Genomic DNA, 12755 nt, shown 5'->3' on the forward strand with positions numbered 1-12755 from the left:
ACTGGTCCTCCCAGCCGACAGAGAACTGTTACCAATCCATCAGGTCTACTTTGTTACCAATCTATCCGGGCTGAACAGCGTGCCGACCCTCCCCCTCCAGGGGAGGGTGGCCGCCCATTCTCCTTGTCATTTCGGCACTTTGCGGCTAAAAGCCCGCCACGTCCGCGGCCCCCGCACCCCTGGAGGCTTGCTGCGGACAAGCCATGGGCCGCGATGCGGCCCATTAACTTTTGCAAAAACAAGGACTTAACGTTATGGCGACCGTCAAGGAATTGAAGGCGACCGCACGTCCGCAGAGCGGCAAGGGGGCCGCCCGGGCAGAGCGTCGCGCCGGGAGAGTGCCCGGAGTGATCTATGGAAACAACCAGCCCCCGCTCACGATCTCGGTTGACGATCGTGAACTGCGCCAGCGCATCATGGCCGGCCGGTTCCTGACCACCCTGGTCGACATCGACCTCGAGGGCAAGAAGCACCGCGTGATTCCGCGCGACTTCCATCTCGACCCGGTCAAGGACTTCCCGATCCATGTCGACTTCATGCGGCTCGGCGAAGGCGCCACCATCCGCATCAGCGTGCCCCTGCACGTCGTGAAGGCGGAATCCTCGCCGGGCGTGAAGCGCGGCGGCACGGTCAACATCGTCGCCCACGCGATCGAGCTCGAATGCTCGGTCGAGAACATCCCGCAGTACATCGAGGTCGATGTCGGCTCGCTGGAAATCGGTCACTCGCTGCATCTGTCCGATGTCAAGCTGCCGACCGGCGTCAAGGCGCTGACTCGCGAGGACGCAACCCTCGTCACCATCGTGCCGCCCTCGGGCTACGCCGAAGAGCAGAAGGCGGCGGCTGCGGCTGCAGCCGGTGCGGCTGCTCCGGGCGCTGCGCCTGCGGCTGCTGCTCCGGCGGCTGGTGCTGCGGCGCCGGCGGCAGGTGCTGCCGCTCCGGCAGCGGGTGCGAAGGCGCCCGCCGGCGGCGACAAGAAGAAGTAACTCTCAATGCTGGCGCGCGGTCACTGATCGCGCGCCGAGCGAGGGGCGCGCCGCGTCATGCGACTCTTTGTTGGGCTCGGCAATCCCGGCGCGAAATACGCACGTAACCGGCATAATATCGGCTTCATGGCCGTCGACGACATTGCGCGGCGTCATGGTTTCGCACCATGGCGCCGTCGCTTTCAGGGCGAGACATCGGAAGGCGCGCTCGGTGGCGAGCGGGTGATCCTGCTCAAGCCCACGACCTACATGAACGAGTCGGGCCGCAGCGTTCAGGAAGCCTCCAGCTTCTTCAAGATCGAGCCTGGCGACATCACCGTGTTCCAGGACGAGCTCGAACTGCCGCCGGGCAAGGTGCGGGTGAAGATGGGCGGCGGCATCGCCGGTCATAACGGTCTGCGCTCGATCTCGGCGCATATCGGCAACGAGTATCGCCGGGTGCGGCTCGGCATCGGTCATCCCGGCGTCAAGGAATTCGTGCACGCGCATGTGCTGTCGGATTTCGCCAAGGCCGACGATGAGTGGGTGAGGACACTGTGCGATGCGGTTGCCGAGCACGCCGCTCTGCTGGCCAAGGGCTCGGACGCGACCTTCGCCAACAAGGTGCATCTCGCCATGCAGGCGAAGGGATTTTTGACCAAGGACGACAACGGAGAGAAATCGGATTGATTTCTCTCCGTCATGGCCGGGCTTGACCCGGCCATCCACGCCTTCCTTCTCGGAGAGAAGGACGTGGATGCCCGGCACAAGGCCGGCATGACGAGTCCGATAGATTCACGCGCGCGCAGCGCGAAGATTGGAAGACACGATGGGATTCAAATGCGGAATTGTCGGGTTGCCCAATGTCGGCAAGTCGACCTTGTTCAACGCGCTGACCGAGACGGCCGCCGCACAGGCGGCGAATTATCCGTTCTGCACGATCGAGCCCAATGTCGGCGAGGTTGCGGTGCCCGATCCACGACTGGAGAAGCTCGCAGGCATCGCGAAATCGGGCCAGATCATCCCGACGCGCCTGACCTTCGTCGATATCGCCGGCCTCGTCCGCGGCGCCTCCAAGGGCGAAGGTCTCGGCAACCAGTTTCTGGCCAATATCCGCGAGGTCGATGCCATCGCGCATGTCGTGCGCTGCTTTGAAGACTCCGACATCACCCATGTCGAAGGCAAGATCGCGCCGGTCGCCGACATCGAGACCATCGAGACGGAGCTGATGCTCGCCGACCTCGACAGCCTCGAGAAGCGCGTCGACAACCTCTCCAAGAAGGCCAAGGGCAACGACAAGGACGCCAAGGAGCAGCTCGACCTCGTCAACCGCACGCTGGTGCTGCTGCGCGAGGGCAAGCCCGCGCGCCTCGTCGAGCGCAAGGCGGAAGAGGAGCGCGCCTTCGGGATGCTGGGCCTATTGTCGTCAAAGCCCGTGCTCTACGTCTGCAACGTCGAGGAAGGCTCGGCCGCGACCGGCAATTCCTTCTCCAGGGCGGTCGAGGAGCAGGCGGCGAAGGAGGACGCGGTCGCCGTCGTCATTTCCGCCAAGATCGAATCCGAGATCGCGACCCTGTCGCGCGAAGAGCGCGTCGACTTCCTGGAGACGCTGGGCCTCGAAGAGGCCGGCCTCGATCGCCTGATCCGCGCCGGCTACCGGCTTCTCGACCTCATCACCTATTTCACGGTGGGACCGAAGGAGGCGCGCGCCTGGACCATCCATCGCGGCACCAAGGCCCCGGCCGCGGCCGGCGTGATCCATACCGATTTCGAAAAGGGTTTTATCCGCGCCGAGACCATCGCCTATGACGACTACATCGCGCTGGGCGGCGAAGCCGGCGCGCGCGATGCCGGCAAGCTGCGGCTCGAAGGCAAGGAATACGTCGTCGCCGACGGCGACGTGATGCATTTCCGGTTTAATACCTAAGCCGCGAACTGCGCTTCCGTAGGGTGGGCAAAGGTGCGCTCTTCGCGCGCCGTGCCCACCGTTTCTTCGTGATTGCGACAGAAGAGGTGGGCACGCTTCGCTTTGTCCACCCTACGGCATCAGAGCCTACCTCACCGCATCCCGCCGCCCTGGTCGCGGATTGCGCCGAGATGCTCGTTGATGCGAAACACGATCAGGATGAACTCCGCGATGATGCGGGAGAACACGATTCCGACCACGACGCTCGCGATCGAATAGAGCACCACGAGGAAGCCGGCAAACGGACTGATCGCCATCGCGGCGAGCCCTGAGAAGATGCCGGAGACGCCGAACAGGCAGATCAGCGCGATCACAAGCCAGTAGAAGGTCTTGATGATCGTCGGCGTGATGAAGCGGTCCCACTGAAACAGATCGCTGAATGTGAACATTGGTCTCCCCCGGCATCGGGTCGCATCAATCTGGCTCGGCCAATCAGGCCCGACTCGTCGAATGTAGCACGAGCCATGCGGCCGGGCGGGTTGAGATTGCCGCAAACTGCGGCCACAATCTGTCATTCCCTCTGGCTTCCCCCAAGATGACCCTGACATTCGAAGATTTCCCGCCCGGCCGGTTCGGCTCGTTCGGCCCGCGCCATGTCACCCGCGACGAGATATTGGCCTTCGCCGCCGAGTTCGATCCGCAACCGATGCATCTGGACGACGAGGCGGCGGCCATGAGCATGCTCAAGGGCCTGTCCGGCTCGGGCTGGCATCTCTGCTCGCTGATGATGCGGATGATGGCCGACGGCTTCATCACCCGCGCCGCTTCACTTGGCTCGCCCGGCGTCGACGAGGTGCGCTGGCTCTCTCCGTTGCGGCCCGGCGACGATCTCACGCTCGACGTCGACGTGCTGGAGGCGCGGATCTCGAAGAGCCGTCCCGAACTCGGCATCGTCAAATTCAAATGCACCGCGCGCAACGCCAGGGGGCAGGTGCTGTGCGAGATGACTTCGCCGATCCTCATCAAGCGGCGCGAGGGAGCGGCCTGATGCGATTCTTCGAGGACATCCAGATCGGCCAGCGCCGCGAGCTCGGCGCCTATACCTTCACCGCCGAGGCGATCAAGACGTTCGCGGCAAAATTCGATCCGCAACGTTTTCACCTCGACGAGGAGGAGGGCCGCAAGTCGCTGTTCGGCGGACTGGCCGCCTCGGGTTGGCATGTCGGCTCCGCCTGCATGGGCCTGATCGTGGCCGATAATCAACGCCAGGCAAAGGAAACGGCCGCGCGCGGCGACGAGGTCGCGATCTGGGGACCGTCGCCGGGTTTTCGCGACCTGCGCTGGATGAAGCCGGTGCTATCAGGTGACAGTGTCAGCTTCGCGAGCGAGATCGTCGACAAGCGCACGTCTTCATCGCGCCCGGGCTGGGGCATCGTGCAGGCCATCACCACCGGCACCAACCAGCGCGGCGAAGAGGTCTATTCGATCACCGCCACCGCGTTCGTCCCGATGCGCGAGGCGGGCGGTTAGATCCGTTCCAAGATGAACGAACGAAATCAGTCCGCGGGTGTTGCCCGCGCGCTATGGACGGGTTTCGGCCCCGCTGCCATAAGGCTCCCGTCGTTCGCGGGGCCCCCGCAAGGTGCTTCGCGGAACCTATGATTTGCTAACCAATTATGAACCTGTCGCTGTCTATTTGAACGAAGTGGGTAGAGGACAGGGGACGAGGACCATGGCAGACCGCGGCGCACTCAAGCTGGTCGGATTTATCTTCGCTACCGCGACGCTGGCCGTGATGCTGGTCGCCGGCATGGTGGTGAAGGGCTATGCCGATGGCGCCTTTACGCTCGAAGCCTCGACGGTCGCGGCCAGCCGCTAACCTTTCGTTAACTTTGTGATCGGTTGCAGCGTCGCGCCGCTTCAGCGGCTGTAGACGAGCGCCAGCACCGCAATCGCGATCACCAGCAATCCAACAAAGCGGATCATGATCGTGCCGAACTGCGGCTGAGCGGCGCGCAGCGGTATCGGGTCCGTATTCTCGGGCCGGATGCTGTTCATCAAAACTGTCCCCTGCCGGCCGCAATGAAAGCCGGCGCCTGTCCTTTGTCGCGGCGGGAACGGATAAAGTTCAAAACAAAACCGCCGCACTCCCTCGTGGGAACGCGGCGGCCAAGAGCAGTGCCTGTCGATCAGCTGTTGCGCAGGCCGTCGGCGGCGCGCTTCCACTGCGCGACGTTGTCGGCGATCATGCGGGTCGACTTCATGGCGGCCTGGCTGAGCTGGGCGTAGCCGGAGATCTCGCGCTGGACGCGCTGGCCTTCGGCATGCAGCAGGTCGCGCAGGCTCTCGAGCTCGGAGATCAAATTCTCGATCTCGGCGAGCGAGGTGCCGGCGACGCGCTGGATCAGCGAGTTGACGTTGGTGACGGTGGCTTCCGCATTCGGATCGAGCGCGGGCTCGCTGCCGGCCGCGGGCCGGCGCAGATAGGCGATGTCGTTGCGCACGAAATCGCGGATGCCGGCCTCTACCTCCGACACGGCGGCGAGATTGCTGTCGACCGCCTCGGTCTCGGTGGTTTCGACTTTTTCCGAACGAATGGCGTTCATCGTTGTTCCCTTGTTCGCTTGCGCGAGTGTCCCCCGCACGACGATGTGTGAGGGGTCATCAGGGCGTCCGATTTTGACGGCATAGGGGCCGAGATGCGGCAAGGATCGACCATTCGGCGGCTTTGCCGTGGCGTTTTGCGTGGATTTTATCGATCCAGGCGAGGCGAGGGGAGGCTCACCAGCTCTTCTTGAAACCCGCGGTCAGACTCTTGCTGGTCGTGCCCTGCGAGGTCTCGCCGACGGAACCGGAGATGGTGACGCCGTCATTAAGCTTCTGCTCGGCGCCGAACTTGCGCAGCCATTTGTCGTCCGACGACGACATGGTCTGGCCGGCCGTGAAGCTCGTGCCGGTGTCGGTGATCGTGACCTTGGCCGACTGGTCGGTCTCGTAGCTGCGCGTGATGTGGCCGGCGAGGCCGGGGATCGGCGTCGTGCCCTGCTGGTTCACGCTGTAGCCGTTCTGCAGCGTCAGCGCGTAGTCGCCTGACAGCGGCACCGACTTGGTGAGGGACGCGCCGAGCTTGCTGTTCTCCGCGCCGGGATCGACGCGGGCCTCGACCGCGGTCTTGTCCCAGATGGAGCCTGCGCCGGGCGCGGTGGCGGCCGCCCAGGCGCTGCCGGAGGAGGTCGGCACGCTGCCGCCATTGGCGGCCTTCTGGGCCAAGAGCTCGGACATGGTGGTCGGCTCGCGCGCGACCGTCATGTCGGCGCCGATCCGCGTGTCCCAGAACGGGGTAATCGACTGCTTGACGTTGACGGCGGAGGAGCCGTTGGCATTGGCATTCGACGACCAGTTCAGCCCGTCATTGCCGGCGGCCTGCCTGGCGGCACGCTTCTTCGCGGCGATCTCGTCACGGAGCGTAGAGGCGTCGGTACCGAGCTGGGCCCAGTCGAGCTTGTCGACGTCGATGTCCTTCAGCACGTCGGGATCGTTGACGTTGGCCGCGGGCGCTTCCTCGGCCTCGTCAGCCTCTTCCGCTGATGCATTCGGCATGGTCGGCACGGTCTGCGCGTGCGCTGCCAGCACCGAGCCAAAAATGAACGCAGCCGCCAGCATCGGCAGCCTGGCCCAGCCAAATCCTGTCGTGAGATGCATTGTCCTGCCCGCAGCCAATTCCGTGGTGAAGATGCGGAGCCATCGTTGCGAAATTGTGGCGGCGCGACACGGCGACGTCCGTCAAAATGCGAACCAACGGGCCGCGCGGATGGCGCGCGACGGACGGCTTCGTCCACAAAAAAGCGATCCGGCGGGGCTGGAGGCCAGGATGCTTCGCGGGCGCGGCCGTCGGTCCCGGAGGGCGGGACCCGTTGGCGCCCTCACCCCATTGCGGTCATCTTCGGCAGATGAATGGAGCGGCCGAGCGCCTGCTCGACCAGGTCGAAGGTGTCGATCAGCACGCGCAGGTTGGTCAGGCGGCCGGCCCTGAACTGGGCGAACTGCGCCACGCGCAGCGAGATCGGCTTGTCGGAATCCAGCGCCGTGAGCGAATAGCGCAGCATCGAGGCGGCCGAATCCACCCCGAGCATGATGCTCTCGCGGTCGAAGCGGCGGACCTGGAAGTTGTCGGCGATCTGGCGGATCACCTCCAGCACCGCGCTCCTGCCCGAGCGTGCCCCGAGGAACGGAAACATGTCGATCGGGCCGTAGAGCGCCCACTCGACGTCCTCGTCGATCAGGCTCTCGAGATCCTCGAACTGCCGGTCGTTGATCGCGCGATGCAAAGCACGCGAGAAACGCCAGAGGCTGTGCTCTGTCATTTGGGTCGTCCCTGAAACTGGCTGGCTCTAAGAAACGAAAAACAACCCCATGCACAGGTGGCGCCGCGGGGTCGTTGAATTCATTCGTACGCAAACAAATAGGCTGATTTCGGCAAAGTGCAATTCACATTTTTGCAATGCGCAATTGATGCGGAACTTGTGAAATCGGCAACAAGGGCCCGTGATTCTACCTGTCGGCGAGGCCGGCAGGTTCCCGTTCCATCGGGATCGTCTGGTCGCGGACCGCGAGGAAGCCGAACAGCAGCGCGCCACCGACGCCGCCGATCGCAGCGCCCAGGGGCATGAAGGTGAAGAACACCAGCATGCCGCTATAGCCTTCAAAATTCGTGGTTTTGAAGAATTCGACCCAGGCGAGCCCGAAGCCGACGCCCAGGGCCGCACCGGCCAGGGTTCCCAGGAACAAGCCCAAAACGGCTAGCAACGCGACCTTCATCGACCCGACTTCGCCCCTTTGGGCGCGCATCACGCCCGGTGATGGGTCTTGGGAGCGGCCGGGAAGGTTCAACGGGGGGGCTTCACCTTGGCCATCCACGACCTTTCCACCTGTACGAAGAACGTGGATGCCCGAGCCAAGCCCGGGCATGACGGGCTTGTGGCTAGGCCTGATCCCCTAAGCCCCCTCGACCTTCTCGCCGAGGATCAGCGGCCCGATTTCGCGCTCCAGCACCTGCTGCACCAGATCGTAGGAATCGATGATCTCGCGGATCTGCGCCACCTGGCCGTCGCGGAAGGTGTAGAACACCGCCATGTCGACGGCGATGATGCGGCCATTGCCGCGCTTGCGGAAGAAGGTGCGCAGGTTGGCCGCGACCGCGTCGCCCTCGGCGACGATCTGCGGCACCTCGTGGCGGATCTCGGAATAGCGCGACTGCACCAGCGTCCACAGTCTGCGCATCTCGTCCTTGCCGTGGCGCGGCGCCAGGTGCGGCAGCACGTCGACCGGTGCGTGGGTGAGGAAGTCGACGTCATCAGTGCAGAACGACAGCGCGCGTTCGATATCCCCAGCGCTGAGGGCTTCGAGCAGGGCCAGCACGCGCTGGCGATTCAAGCTGTCGACCGTCATTCCTTGCCCGCCCTCATTGGCTGTCGGCCGCGACGATCGCGCGGCCCTTCGCTGCAGCAATCCGCAAGAACACAGAGGGATTGCAGACGGTTTGACGCAGCACGGCAATGCCAGGTTCATGGTGCGCAAATTTGGTTTGTGGTTGCGGATGCCTGCGCGGATTGGGTGGCGAGGTGCCGGGCAGGTGGCGCCAAAAGCACACAGCGCTGGCGCGGTGCGCGCAGCGCAAGCGGCCGGCTTCCGCGATCGCGATGACCGTGCTAGCGAGACGCCGCGGCGACCGGCCGCGTATCCAACCAATGGAGGGCGTCATGCGCAGAACTCGCGATCTCGAAAACCTCCCCAGCTTTCAGCGTCACGCGTAAGCGGCGGAATTCTTTCCCCTCGGAAAGCCAGGTGAAGCGCGCAGGCAAGCGCGGCGTGCGCGTCGTCCATGGCGACGTCGAGCTGACCGAAAAACTCGGCCGCAACGACCTCTGCCCCTGCGGCTCGGCGCGCAGGTTTCAAAGCCTGCTGCATGACATCAGGCGCCTATGACGGCACCAACCGGAATTACTACTTTCAAGGAGTGACGGCGGGTTGGCGCCGCATCGGCGGTCGGCTCCCTCGCCCCGCTTGCGGGGAGAGGGTTGGGGTGAGGGGGAGTCTCCTCAGGGACGGTGGCAGTTGGACTCGCGGATGCTCCCCCTCACCCGGAATTCGCGCGATACGCGCGAATTCCGGCCTCTCCCCGCACGCGGGGAGAGGCGAGCAGCGGCGGCTGCAACGCGTGACCCACCTCACATCACGGCCATCGCGACACGGATAGCTTCATCCGCACGTCATCAGGGAGCCGTGCCATGACCGCCGCCGTCATCAGGAAGTCCCGCCTGCAAAACCTCCTCGAAGGTTTTGCGCTGACCGCGCTCTTTCAGAGCTTTCCGAATTTTGCCGCGGCCTCCCTGATGCTCAAGCTCGCCGGCAACCACGACCTCGTCGGCGACCCCGGCGTCGCCGTCTTCGTCATCTCAGCCTCGCTGCTCCACGCGGCTCTCGCCTCGACGCTGGGCGCAAGATTTCCCTCGCTCTGCAAGACCGTCTACGAGCCGCTGTTCTTCGACGGCCGCCTGTCGCTGTCCGACAAGATCATGGAATGGCGCACCCAGCCGACCGCCTCGCTCCAGCTCGTGACCATCGTGATGATGCTGTCGGTGCTCGCGATGGTGTTCGCGAGCATGGGGTGAAGGCGGCCGCGTCCCTACCTCTTCTTCCACCCACCCCGTCGCCCCGGTGCCCCGCCTGTCGACTTCGGCGCCGGCCCGAACTCAGGCCCCGACTGCCTTGAGTCCGTCGGCTGGATGATCCGGCTCGTGCTGCCGAACGGCTTCGCCGGCAGCGCTCGCTCTGCCCGATACGGCAGCGACTCCGGCCCGTGCATCTCGTCGAGATGCGGCTTGTGCACTTTTGAGCCGCTGCTGCTGCCACCACTGCCGCTCGCCTTCAGCGCCGAGCTCACCGTCTTCTTCTTCATCGCGCTGACCGGCAAATTCGCGGCGTCGCCGTATTTCTTCGCGCCCGCGTAGGCGCCGGCCTTGCCCTGCACGGTGCGCTGTTTTGCGGTGGGGTCGTCGACGACCGCAAGCTCGGTGGCGCGCAGGCGCTTGACTTCGTCGCGCAGGCGGGCGGCTTCCTCGAAATTGAGGTCGGCGGCGGCTTCGCGCATCCTTGTTTCGAGATCGGCGAGCACGGCTTCAAAATTGTGGCCGATCGAGATGACGTCGTCGGTCATGTCGTGGCCGCCGACCTCGACCAGCACGTGGTCGCGCTCGTAGACGGAGTTGAGGATGTCGCCGATCGACTTCTTCACGCTCTCCGGCGTGATGCCGTTGGCGGAGTTGTACTCGACCTGCTTTTCGCGGCGGCGGTTGGTCTCGGCGATGGCGCGCTCCATCGATCCCGTGACCTGGTCGGCATAGAGGATCACCTTGCCGTCGACGTTGCGCGCGGCGCGACCAATGGTCTGGATCAGCGAGGTCTCGCTGCGCAAAAAGCCCTCTTTGTCGGCGTCCAAGATCGCGACCAGCGCGCATTCGGGAATGTCGAGGCCCTCGCGCAGCAGGTTGATGCCGACCAGTGCGTCGAACGCACCGAGGCGAAGGTCGCGGATGATCTCGATGCGCTCGATGGTGTCGATATCCGAGTGCATGTAGCGCACGCGAATGCCCTGCTCGTGCAGATATTCCGTGAGGTCCTCCGCCATGCGCTTGGTCAGCACCGTGATCAGCGAACGATAACCGGCGTTCGCGGTGGCGCGGACTTCGCCGACGAGATCGTCGACCTGGGTGCGGGCGGGGCGAATATCGACGGGAGGATCGATCAGGCCCGTCGGGCGGATGACCTGCTCGACGAACACGCCGCCACTTTCGTTCAGCTCCCAGCCGCCCGGCGTCGCCGACACCGCAACGGTCTGCGGCCGCATCATGTCCCACTCCTCGAAGCGCAGAGGGCGGTTGTCCATGCAGGAGGGCAGGCGGAAGCCATACTCCGCCAGCGTCGCCTTGCGCCTGAAGTCGCCGCGGAACATGCCGCCGATTTGTGGCACGGTGACGTGGCTCTCGTCGGCGAACACCAGCGCGTTGTCGGGGACGTATTCGAACAGCGTCGGTGGCGGCTCGCCCGGGCGGCGCCCCGTGAGGTAGCGCGAATAGTTTTCGATGCCGGCGCAGCTTCCGGTCGCCTCCATCATCTCGAGGTCGAAGGTGGTGCGCTGCTCCAGCCGCTGCGCTTCCAGGAGGCGTCCCTGGTCGTGGAGCTGGTCGAGCCGCTGCTTCAGTTCTGATTTGATCGACTTGATCGCCTGCACCAGCGTCGGGCGCGGCGTCACATAGTGCGAATTGGCGTAGATCTTGATGAATTCGAGCTCGTCCTGCTTGTGGCCGGTGAGCGGATCGAACTCCTCGATATTTTCCACGGTGTCGCCAAACAGGTTCACGCGCCAGGCGCGGTCCTCATAGTGCGCCGGGAAGATGTCGATGACGTCGCCGCGGACGCGGAAGGTGCCGCGGGTAAAGTCGGCCTGGGTGCGCTTGTACTGGAGCGCGACGAGGTCGGCGATAAGCTGGCGCTGGTCGATGCGCTCGCCCTTCTTCAGCGCAAAGGTCATCGCGGTGTAGGTCTCGACCGAGCCGATACCGTAGATGCAGGACACCGACGCGACGATGATGACGTCGTCGCGCTCGAGCAGCGCCCGCGTCGCCGAATGGCGCATGCGGTCGATCTGCTCGTTGATGGAGGAGTCTTTTTCTATGTACGTATCGGTGCGCGGGACATACGCCTCCGGCTGGTAGTAGTCGTAATAGCTGACAAAGTATTCGACCGCATTGTCGGGGAAAAAGCTCTTGAACTCGCCATAGAGCTGGGCAGCGAGCGTTTTGTTCGGCGCCAGGATCAGGGCAGGGCGCTGCGTCGCCTCGATCACCTTTGCCATGGTGTAGGTCTTGCCGGAGCCGGTGACACCGAGCAGCACCTGAGAACGGTCGTTGCGCTGGATGCCCTCGACGAGCTCGGCGATCGCGGTCGGCTGGTCGCCCTTGGGCTCGTAGGCCGACTTGATCTCGAAGCGCACGCCGCCTTCGGACTTTTCCGGGCGCGGCGGCCGGTGCGGGGTCCAGACCCGCATCGAGCCATCGTCCTTGCGGAACTCCGGGCGGCCCTCGCGGATCAGCGCCTCCAGCGCATCCGCGGTCGCCTTGACGCCGAGCGCCTCGGTCTTGCTGCGTGGGGGACGGGCGAGCGCCTCGGCATCGTCCTCCTCGGTCGGCAGGCCCAGTTGCTTCGCCAGTTCCGGGTCGAGGAACGGGATCGTGGCCGTCGTGCCGTAATTCGCCTGCGGCGCTTCCTCCAGGCCGGCGGGACGGTCGCCGGGAAACTCCCTTGGCGTCGAGGCTCGCGCGCGATGGGCCGCGGCCTCGCCGCCGGCGCGGCGGTCGCGCGAATTGTCCGGCGGCGGCTGCAATCCCGTGGACGAGCCGATGCCGCTCTCGCCGCGATTGATCGCGGGGTTGAGCAGCTCGGCCAGCGCCGGCGCGATCGGCTGCACGTCGGGCCGATGTGCTTTGGATCTGGGGGATTTGCCGGATTTTGCGGGGGGAGCAGGTTTCTTCGCCATGGCCGGAATATGGGACGAGTCCGGCCCGCAGAAAAGGGCGAATGCCTGTCCTCGCTCAGGCTGCTGACAGCAGGTTGGCAGCAGGCACGGCGCGGCGTTTGGTTGAGGCGGTCGTCGCTGGGCTGACACCCTCCCCTGGAGGGGGAGGGTCATTTCGTATGTAGCGGAGCGGAATACGAAGCGGGGTGGGGTGACAGTCTCTCCATACTCAACACTGCCCGTGTTGAGAGATCACCCCACCTCGCTCGCGCTACGCGCGATCGACCCTCCCCCTCCAGGTCCCTCCAGG

Annotated in this window: 16 protein-coding genes; 8 read left to right on the plus strand and 8 right to left on the minus strand. The window is 64.8% G+C overall.

Annotated elements, in window-relative coordinates; all coding sequences use genetic code 11:
• The first annotated feature begins 254 nt into the window (after positions 1 to 254).
• The 3 genes from JQ632_RS34205 to ychF all read left to right on the plus strand — a co-directional run bounded on the left by JQ632_RS34205 (position 255) and on the right by ychF (position 2892).
• Entirely contained in the window at positions 255 to 986 is a 732-nt protein-coding gene (locus tag JQ632_RS34205; protein ID WP_212407127.1) for a 50S ribosomal protein L25/general stress protein Ctc, read from the plus strand.
• Positions 987 to 1043: 57 nt separating this feature from the next.
• Positions 1044 to 1655: an aminoacyl-tRNA hydrolase gene (pth, locus tag JQ632_RS34210; RefSeq protein WP_212407128.1), complete on the plus strand. Its 612-nt coding sequence runs from the start codon at positions 1044 to 1046 to the stop codon at positions 1653 to 1655.
• 139 nt (positions 1656 to 1794) lie between these two features.
• Positions 1795 to 2892, plus strand: coding sequence for a redox-regulated ATPase YchF (ychF, locus tag JQ632_RS34215; RefSeq protein WP_212407129.1), 1098 nt, complete (start codon positions 1795 to 1797; stop codon positions 2890 to 2892).
• Between the two features lie 131 nt (positions 2893 to 3023).
• On the opposite strand, the gene JQ632_RS34220 is transcribed toward ychF, so the two are convergent.
• The gene (locus JQ632_RS34220) at positions 3024 to 3320 is read right to left on the minus strand and encodes a DUF4282 domain-containing protein (RefSeq protein ID WP_212407130.1); all 297 of its coding nucleotides are present in this window, start codon (positions 3318 to 3320) and stop codon (positions 3024 to 3026) included.
• A 146-nt stretch (positions 3321 to 3466) separates the two neighbouring features.
• Between JQ632_RS34220 and JQ632_RS34225 the strand changes: the two genes are divergently transcribed.
• The 3 genes from JQ632_RS34225 (at position 3467) to JQ632_RS34235 (ending at position 4750) form a co-directional block, all read left to right on the plus strand.
• A complete protein-coding gene (locus JQ632_RS34225; protein WP_212407131.1) occupies positions 3467 to 3919 on the plus strand; it encodes a MaoC family dehydratase in 453 nt (150 codons plus the stop codon).
• On the plus strand, positions 3919 to 4401 hold the full coding sequence (locus JQ632_RS34230; RefSeq protein ID WP_212407132.1) for a MaoC family dehydratase: 483 nt from the start codon (positions 3919 to 3921) through the stop codon (positions 4399 to 4401). The genes JQ632_RS34225 and JQ632_RS34230 overlap by 1 nt, the downstream gene beginning before the upstream one ends.
• 202 nt (positions 4402 to 4603) lie before the next feature.
• On the plus strand, positions 4604 to 4750 hold the full coding sequence (locus JQ632_RS34235; protein WP_212407133.1) for a hypothetical protein: 147 nt from the start codon (positions 4604 to 4606) through the stop codon (positions 4748 to 4750).
• A gap of 41 nt (positions 4751 to 4791) precedes the next feature.
• Here JQ632_RS34235 and JQ632_RS34240 read toward each other — a convergent pair whose 3' ends face one another.
• From JQ632_RS34240 to JQ632_RS34265, 6 genes are all read right to left on the minus strand, one after another.
• Positions 4792 to 4929, minus strand: a complete 138-nt coding sequence (locus JQ632_RS34240) for a hypothetical protein (protein WP_212407134.1) — start codon at positions 4927 to 4929, stop codon at positions 4792 to 4794.
• Positions 4930 to 5060: 131 nt separating this feature from the next.
• Positions 5061 to 5477, minus strand: coding sequence for a hypothetical protein (locus JQ632_RS34245; protein WP_212407135.1), 417 nt, complete (start codon positions 5475 to 5477; stop codon positions 5061 to 5063).
• A gap of 175 nt (positions 5478 to 5652) precedes the next feature.
• Positions 5653 to 6573, minus strand: a complete 921-nt coding sequence (locus JQ632_RS34250) for a hypothetical protein (protein ID WP_212407136.1) — start codon at positions 6571 to 6573, stop codon at positions 5653 to 5655.
• A 221-nt stretch (positions 6574 to 6794) separates the two neighbouring features.
• Positions 6795 to 7235 carry a nuclear transport factor 2 family protein gene (locus tag JQ632_RS34255; protein WP_212407137.1) on the minus strand — a complete coding sequence of 147 codons (441 nt, stop codon included), beginning with the start codon at positions 7233 to 7235 and terminating at the stop codon, positions 6795 to 6797.
• Positions 7236 to 7422: 187 nt separating this feature from the next.
• Positions 7423 to 7689, minus strand: a complete 267-nt coding sequence (locus JQ632_RS34260; protein ID WP_212407138.1) for a hypothetical protein — start codon at positions 7687 to 7689, stop codon at positions 7423 to 7425.
• 177 nt (positions 7690 to 7866) lie between these two features.
• Positions 7867 to 8319 (minus strand): nuclear transport factor 2 family protein, encoded by a 453-nt coding sequence (locus tag JQ632_RS34265; RefSeq protein ID WP_212407139.1) that lies wholly within the window; start codon positions 8317 to 8319, stop codon positions 7867 to 7869.
• A 396-nt stretch (positions 8320 to 8715) separates the two neighbouring features.
• Between JQ632_RS34265 and JQ632_RS40375 the strand changes: the two genes are divergently transcribed.
• A complete protein-coding gene (locus JQ632_RS40375; protein ID WP_312015694.1) occupies positions 8716 to 8856 on the plus strand; it encodes an SEC-C metal-binding domain-containing protein in 141 nt (46 codons plus the stop codon).
• Between the two features lie 302 nt (positions 8857 to 9158).
• Complete coding sequence (locus JQ632_RS34275; RefSeq protein ID WP_212407140.1) at positions 9159 to 9542, plus strand: hypothetical protein; 384 nt, start codon at positions 9159 to 9161, stop codon at positions 9540 to 9542.
• A gap of 14 nt (positions 9543 to 9556) precedes the next feature.
• On the opposite strand, the gene uvrB is transcribed toward JQ632_RS34275, so the two are convergent.
• On the minus strand, positions 9557 to 12466 hold the full coding sequence (uvrB, locus tag JQ632_RS34280) for an excinuclease ABC subunit UvrB (RefSeq protein WP_212407141.1): 2910 nt from the start codon (positions 12464 to 12466) through the stop codon (positions 9557 to 9559).
• Between the last annotated feature and the right edge of the window lie 289 nt (positions 12467 to 12755).

The organism is Bradyrhizobium liaoningense, from assembly GCF_018130955.1.
In the GTDB taxonomy this organism is placed as follows: Bacteria; Pseudomonadota; Alphaproteobacteria; order Rhizobiales; family Xanthobacteraceae; genus Bradyrhizobium; species Bradyrhizobium liaoningense_C.

Excerpts from the sequence above, each read along its gene's own strand:
- JQ632_RS34205 (WP_212407127.1), top strand. The coding sequence starts at position 255 with ATGGCGACCGTCAAGGAATTGAAGGCGACCGCACGTCCGCAGAGCGGC.
- pth (WP_212407128.1), top strand. The coding sequence starts at position 1,044 with ATGCGACTCTTTGTTGGGCTCGGCAATCCCGGCGCGAAATACGCACGT.
- ychF (WP_212407129.1), top strand. The coding sequence starts at position 1,795 with ATGGGATTCAAATGCGGAATTGTCGGGTTGCCCAATGTCGGCAAGTCG.
- JQ632_RS34220 (WP_212407130.1), bottom strand. The coding sequence starts at position 3,320 with ATGTTCACATTCAGCGATCTGTTTCAGTGGGACCGCTTCATCACGCCG.
- JQ632_RS34225 (WP_212407131.1), top strand. The coding sequence starts at position 3,467 with ATGACCCTGACATTCGAAGATTTCCCGCCCGGCCGGTTCGGCTCGTTC.
- JQ632_RS34230 (WP_212407132.1), top strand. The coding sequence starts at position 3,919 with ATGCGATTCTTCGAGGACATCCAGATCGGCCAGCGCCGCGAGCTCGGC.
- JQ632_RS34235 (WP_212407133.1), top strand. The coding sequence starts at position 4,604 with ATGGCAGACCGCGGCGCACTCAAGCTGGTCGGATTTATCTTCGCTACC.
- JQ632_RS34240 (WP_212407134.1), bottom strand. The coding sequence starts at position 4,929 with ATGAACAGCATCCGGCCCGAGAATACGGACCCGATACCGCTGCGCGCC.
- JQ632_RS34245 (WP_212407135.1), bottom strand. The coding sequence starts at position 5,477 with ATGAACGCCATTCGTTCGGAAAAAGTCGAAACCACCGAGACCGAGGCG.
- JQ632_RS34250 (WP_212407136.1), bottom strand. The coding sequence starts at position 6,573 with ATGCATCTCACGACAGGATTTGGCTGGGCCAGGCTGCCGATGCTGGCG.
- JQ632_RS34255 (WP_212407137.1), bottom strand. The coding sequence starts at position 7,235 with ATGACAGAGCACAGCCTCTGGCGTTTCTCGCGTGCTTTGCATCGCGCG.
- JQ632_RS34260 (WP_212407138.1), bottom strand. The coding sequence starts at position 7,689 with ATGAAGGTCGCGTTGCTAGCCGTTTTGGGCTTGTTCCTGGGAACCCTG.
- JQ632_RS34265 (WP_212407139.1), bottom strand. The coding sequence starts at position 8,319 with ATGACGGTCGACAGCTTGAATCGCCAGCGCGTGCTGGCCCTGCTCGAA.
- JQ632_RS34275 (WP_212407140.1), top strand. The coding sequence starts at position 9,159 with ATGACCGCCGCCGTCATCAGGAAGTCCCGCCTGCAAAACCTCCTCGAA.
- uvrB (WP_212407141.1), bottom strand. The coding sequence starts at position 12,466 with ATGGCGAAGAAACCTGCTCCCCCCGCAAAATCCGGCAAATCCCCCAGA.